At 74.8% G+C, this 4707-nt stretch carries 4 protein-coding genes and 1 pseudogene; 1 reads left to right on the forward strand and 4 read right to left on the reverse strand.

Going from position 1 to position 4707, the window contains the following annotated elements; all coding sequences use genetic code 11:
• Positions 1-66: 66 nt before the first annotated feature.
• Together AC2CJA_RS24295 and AC2CJA_RS24300 are read right to left on the reverse strand one after the other, a co-directional pair.
• Positions 67-1425, reverse strand: coding sequence for a phosphomannomutase/phosphoglucomutase (locus tag AC2CJA_RS24295; RefSeq protein ID WP_484604823.1), 1359 nt, complete (start codon positions 1423-1425; stop codon positions 67-69).
• Positions 1426-1475: 50 nt separating this feature from the next.
• Positions 1476-1871, reverse strand: a complete 396-nt coding sequence (locus AC2CJA_RS24300) for a DUF3499 domain-containing protein (protein ID WP_484604826.1) — start codon at positions 1869-1871, stop codon at positions 1476-1478.
• A gap of 420 nt (positions 1872-2291) precedes the next feature.
• On the opposite strand from AC2CJA_RS24300, the gene AC2CJA_RS24305 reads away from it, so the two are divergent.
• A complete protein-coding gene (locus AC2CJA_RS24305) occupies positions 2292-2771 on the forward strand; it encodes a metallopeptidase family protein (protein WP_484604824.1) in 480 nt (159 codons plus the stop codon).
• 26 nt (positions 2772-2797) lie between these two features.
• Here the strand turns inward: AC2CJA_RS24305 and AC2CJA_RS24310 are convergent, their stop codons facing one another.
• Together AC2CJA_RS24310 and AC2CJA_RS24315 are read right to left on the reverse strand one after the other, a co-directional pair.
• Positions 2798-4342, reverse strand: coding sequence for a DUF5719 family protein (locus AC2CJA_RS24310; RefSeq protein WP_484604825.1), 1545 nt, complete (start codon positions 4340-4342; stop codon positions 2798-2800).
• Positions 4339-4707 (reverse strand): annotated as a pseudogene (locus tag AC2CJA_RS24315) (hypothetical protein); the annotation flags it as partial. The gene AC2CJA_RS24310 and the pseudogene AC2CJA_RS24315, both read right to left, overlap by 4 nt.

The raw sequence follows: 4707 nt of genomic DNA on the forward strand, positions 1-4707 counted from the left end.
GTACGGCGGCGCCGGGGCCGGTGGCCGGTCCCGGCGCCGCCGTACGGTGTCCCGCCGGTCCGGCCGTCAGGCGCGGACGATCGCCAGTACCTCGTCGCGGACCCCGGCGGCCGTCTCCGCGTCGCGCGCCTCGACGTTCAGGCGCAGCAGCGGCTCGGTGTTGGAGGGGCGGAGGTTGAACCACCAGTCCGGCGCCGTGACCGTCAGGCCGTCCAGCTCGTCCAGCGTCAGGCCCTCGCGGCCCTCGAAGGCGGCCCTCACCGCGGCGGCGCGTCCCGCCTGGTCCTCCACGGTGCTGTTGATCTCGCCGGAGGCGGCGTAACGGTCGTACCGGGCGACCAGCTCCGACAGGGTGCCCGGCTGCCCGCCGAGCGCGGCCAGGACGTGGAGTGCGGCGAGCATGCCGGTGTCGGCGTTCCAGAAGTCGCGGAAGTAGTAGTGCGCCGAGTGCTCGCCGCCGAAGACCGCGCCGGTGCGTGCCATCTCCTCCTTGATGAAGGAGTGGCCCACCCGGGTGCGCACCGGGGTGCCGCCCGCCTCCTTGACGACCTCGGGGACGGACCAGGAGGTGATGCAGTTGTGGATCACGGTGGAGCCGGGGTGCTTGGCCAGCTCGCGCTCCGCGACCAGGGCGGTGATCGCCGACGGGGAGACGGGCTCACCGCGCTCGTCGACGACGAAGCACCGGTCGGCGTCGCCGTCGAAGGCCAGGCCGATGTCGGCGCCGGTCTCCCGCACCCGGGCCTGGAGGTCGACGATGTTGGCCGGATCCAGCGGGTTGGCCTCGTGGTTGGGGAAGGTGCCGTCGAGTTCGAAGTACATCGCGTCCAGCTCGACGGGCAGACCGTCCAGGACGGTGGGGACGGTGTGGCCGCCCATGCCGTTGCCCGCGTCGACGACGGCCTTCAGCGGGCGGACGGCGGTGAGGTCGACCAGCGAGCGCAGATGGGCGGCGTAGTCGGCCAGCACATCCCGCCGCGCGATCGTCCCCGGCTTCTCCGCCGGCCCGGGGGCCCCGGCGGAGGCCCACTCCTCCACCAGCGCGCGGATGTCGGCCAGACCGGTGTCCCGGCCGACGGGGGCGGCGCCGGCCCGGCACATCTTGATGCCGTTGTACCGGGCGGGGTTGTGGCTGGCGGTGAACATCGCGCCGGGCAGACCGAACCGGCCGCTGGCGAAGTAGAGCTGGTCGGTGGAGCACAGGCCGATCTCGGTGACGTCGGCGCCGCGGGCGGCGGCTCCCCGGGCGAAGGCCCGCGACAGGCCCGGCGAGGAGGGGCGCATGTCGTGTCCGACCACGATCGCGCTCGCGCCCGTGACCGTCGCGAACGCCGCGCCGAACAGCTCGGCGAGGGATTCGTCCCACTGGTCGGGCACCACACCACGTACGTCGTACGCCTTCACGATGTGTGACAGGTCAGGCACGGTCCACCCCTTCTGGAGTATCTGGCGACGCCCCAAATGTAACGGGGCGATCAGTTCTCGGGGGACCTCAGTACCCGCAGGTGGCCACGTCGAGCCACTTCCATCAGATCCTTCTCGCGCACGCCGCCGGAGCCCGGCTGCTCGGTGGGGGCGGGCTTCCTGCGCTGCGGGGTGCGGGCGGCCTCGCGGACGGCGTTGGCCAGGGCTTCGAGGTCGTCGCCGCTGGGGCGGGCGGGGCCCGCGTCCACGGCGAGGCGGACGACCTCCCAGCCGCGCGGTGCGGTCAGCCGCTCCGAGTGCTCCGAGCACAGGTCGTAGCAGTGGGGTTCGGCATAGGTCGCGAGGGGGCCGAGGACGGCCGTCGAGTCCGCGTAGACGTACGTCAGCGTCGCCACGGCAGGGCGGCCGCACGCGGTGCGCGAACAGCGACGTACAGGGCTCACGATGTTGGACGGTACCGCACTCTTGAGCGGGCCGCGACGACTCTGCGGGAGGTCGTCCTGTTGTGTCGTGCCGGCCCACCGCGGTCCCGCGCGGCGGTGGCGGACCGGCCGGCCCGGCAAGGGCCCGGAAAGTCCGGTTTGGCGGCGGGTGGAAACCGGACATGGGTGTCGTTACCCCTTCGCTCGGATTCCGTCATCGAGGAGCGGTCACCGATCGGGAAGTCGTCCGAAACGACACCCTGGAAGGGCGGAACCGGTCGGCTTCCGGCAGCCGGTGGCGAACGCCGCCCGTGTCTCCGGGGAGCGTGGGGCCGTGGCACGCCGGCGTGCGGCCGTACACGGTGGTGCGGGACGGCGGCACGGGACGACGGGGTCGCGTCGTACCCGCTACCCGGCCACCCGCGGACGGCTACTCTCAAGGTGATGAGCAACCCCGTACCGCCCCGCCGGCCCGACCCGCGACCGCGTCGCCGGGATCGCCATGGACGCGGCATGCGCGGCCCCATCGCGCCGCCCCAGGTGCCGCTCGCCATGAGCCGCGCCGACGCCTTCGACGATCTGGTGCGCGACTCCGCGGACCGGCTGGAGAGACAGTGGCCGCAGCTGTCCGGGGTGGAGTTCGTGGTGCAGGAGGTGCCGCCCACCGCGCCGGAGAGCGGCACCGGGCCAGGCGACTGGGCCGACGGCTGGCTCGACGGACCGGACAGTGTGCCGCTCGGCCGGTACGCGGCCGCACGTGACGGCCGCCCCGACCGCATCGTCGTCTACCGGCGGCCCATCGAGCTGCGCGCCAGGACGCGCGACGACCGGGCGCTGCTCGTCCACGAGGTGGTCGTCGAGCAGGTCGCCGAACTCCTCGGGCTGGCCCCGGAGTCGATCGACCCGCGTTACGGGCAGGACTGAGACGGGGGCGGGCCGCCGTACGCCGCTCAGTCGACGAGCACCGACAGGTCCTGCCCGGCCCGCGGCACCGACACCGTCCCCCGGTCGTCCGGGAGCGTCTGCACGGTGAACATCGGGATGCCGTCGTCCTCCAGGGACAGCGTCCGGGCCGCGTACACCTCCCCGCCCGACAGTCGTTCGACGGTGAGCGCGTAACGCCCCTTCGCCCCCTCGGGCCGCAGATCGTCGACGGCCGTCGTGGTGCCGGCCCTGAGGTCGAGCGTCCTGCCGACCGGCTCGCCGCCGCCGCTGCCCGCCGACGCGGTCACCCGCACCTTCGCGGCCTTCCCCGGCGCGACCAGAGACAGGACCGTGCCGCCGTCCTCGCCGCTCTCCGCCCCGGCGTCGCTCCCGGCCGCGGACGCCCGCTCCCGGACGGGCACGGCGGCCGGGATGAACGCCGTCTCCTGCCGCGTCCCCTCGCCGCGCAGCACGCGCAGCGCCGCCACGGCCCGGGCGCCGGAGCCCTCCTGTGCCGGGGAGAGGACCAGCGAGCCCGGCTCGCCCCTGGTCACGTCGCCGAGGTCCACGGCGACGGTCGTACCGCTCCTGACGTGGAGGCTCTCCTGCCCCGCGGGGGTGATGGCGCCGGTGGGGGTGGCCAGCCGCACCTTCAGGTCCGCGTCCTTCTCCCCGGGCGCGAAGACGACCAGGCGTACGGCGGTGGCGTCGGCCGGGATGCCCGGCAGGACCAGGGAGCCGCGGGAGTCGGCGGAGGCCAGCAGCCAGTCGCCGCCGAGCTTCTCGTCGACCGACTGCACCTGGGCCCCGATCCGGCCGCTGCGCGCCACCACGTGCAGGACCACGTCGGTGACCGGCTCCCGCGAGAGCGTGGAGAGCAGCACGGGGACCGTGGAGCGGCCGGGGACGTTGATGCCCTCGCCGCTCTCGGTCTTCACCGAGCCGTCCTCGCCGTACAGCTCCAGGTCGACCACGGCCGAGGCGTCGTCGGGGTTGGTGAGGTGGATGTAGTCGTGGCGCGACTTCGCGGTGCTCGCGCCGGGGAACCAGAACTCGGTGCCGGGCACGGTGCAGGAGACGCCCAGCAGCCCGCGGCCGGTGCCCGCGGCGACGTGGGTGGTCTGCTGGACCGTCCAGCCGGGGGCGAGGCTTCCGTCGGCCGACCCGGTCAGAGCGGGCGAGCCGCTGCTGTCCGTCTCGGCGGTGACCGGGACCCCGGGCTTCTCCAGGGGGACGACGGGATCGGGCTCGTCGGCCTTCTCCCCGTCCTCGCCGCTCCGGCCGCCGCCCTCCAGGGTGCTCCCGGCGGGCAGCAGCCCGGCCGCGCCCTCCTGGCCCCTCGCGCTCTCCTTCCGCTCGGTGCCGCCCTTGGGCGTGTAGGCCGTGTACGTGGTCTCGCCCACCTCCGAGGAGGCCGGCTGCGGGCACACCAGCGTGGAGCGCTCCACGGGGAGCCGGGCGGCCGCGGGGCCGGCGGCGGGCTCGCCGGAGGGGACGGTCAGCGACGCGACACCGGTGACGGCGGCCAGCGCGGCGACCACGCCGATCAGGGAGTAGGTGGTGCGGTTCATGCGCGGTCGCTCCTGTCGCCGTACGTCGTGCCGTCCTGGGCGCCGTGGCCGTACGTGTCGCCGTACGTGTCGCCGTACGTGTCGCCGTACGAGCCGCCGTGGTCCTGCCCCGGGGTGCCGTGGGTTCCGGAGCCGTCGCCGTACGGGCCGCCGTCGTAGGCGGGCCCGGGCCGCACGCCCCGTGCGTACGGGTCGCTCCGATCGGCGTACTGCCCGTACTGCTCGTACCGCTGTCCGTCCCAGCCGTCCCAGCCCTGCTGCTGCGGCATGTACGCGGGCCGGGGCCGCGCGGCCGGCTCGGGCTCGGGCTCGGGCTCGGGCCCCGGTGCGGTCCCCGGCGGCGGGCCGCCCGCCGCCTCCTGCGC

The sequence above is a fragment of the Streptomyces sp. ATLC9 genome (assembly GCF_057196705.1).

Coding starts and splice junctions, on each gene's coding strand:
- AC2CJA_RS24305 (WP_484604824.1), top strand. CDS start 2,292: ATGAGCAACCCCGTACCGCCCCGCCGGCCCGACCCGCGACCGCGTCGC.
- AC2CJA_RS24310 (WP_484604825.1), bottom strand. CDS start 4,342: ATGAACCGCACCACCTACTCCCTGATCGGCGTGGTCGCCGCGCTGGCC.